This window comes from Pseudomonas sp. MWU13-2517, from assembly GCF_023242545.1.
In the GTDB taxonomy this organism is placed as follows: domain Bacteria; phylum Pseudomonadota; class Gammaproteobacteria; order Pseudomonadales; family Pseudomonadaceae; genus Aquipseudomonas.
Map to the genome: position 1 here is coordinate 1 of NZ_JALMFA010000038.1, position 637 is coordinate 637.

Annotated in this window: 1 protein-coding gene; it reads left to right on the forward strand. The window is 57.1% G+C overall.

Translation table 11 applies throughout. From position 1 onward, the window contains the following. On the forward strand, positions 1–637 hold a 637-nt coding region (locus M5B97_RS27555; protein ID WP_349292540.1), incomplete at both ends, for an immunoglobulin-like domain-containing protein.

Consider the following 637-nt stretch of genomic DNA (forward strand, 5'->3'; position numbering starts at 1 on the left):
TCTGGATAACGGCCAAACCATCACTATCGGTGTGAACCAGTCCAGCGGTTCTGTATCGGTAGTCGCTCCAAACGACGTATACAAAGGCGACCAGACTGTCACCACCGCTATCAAAGGTGTGACTGGTGGAGAGCATTTCGAGAACCTGGTGCCAGGCACTACGCCGGTGAACACCACCGTTACCGACACACCAGGCACTGCCGATACCACCACCGTGACCCTGACGGCTCCGTCGGCGGTCAACGAAGGTGGTCAAATCACTTACACCGCCACCTTGAGCAACAAGGCCGGTACTGACGTTACGCTGAAACTCGACAACGGTTCGACCATCACCATCAAGGCTGGCGACACCGTCGGCACCGTAACCGTCCCGGCGCCAAGCGATGACGTATTCATCGACAAGAGCACCCAGACCGTCAAGATCACAGACGCCACCGGCGGCAACTTCGAGAAGCTGGAAGTTGCAGGCAATGGTGCGACTACCACGATCAACGACACCATCGACAAGGTCGATGTGGTTCTGACCGCCACCAACAGCGTTGGTGAAGGTGGCAACATCGTTTACACCGCCAGCCTTGTGGATAAAAACGGCGCGGCAGTGACCAACATCACCAACCCGGTGACCGTCACCCTGGAT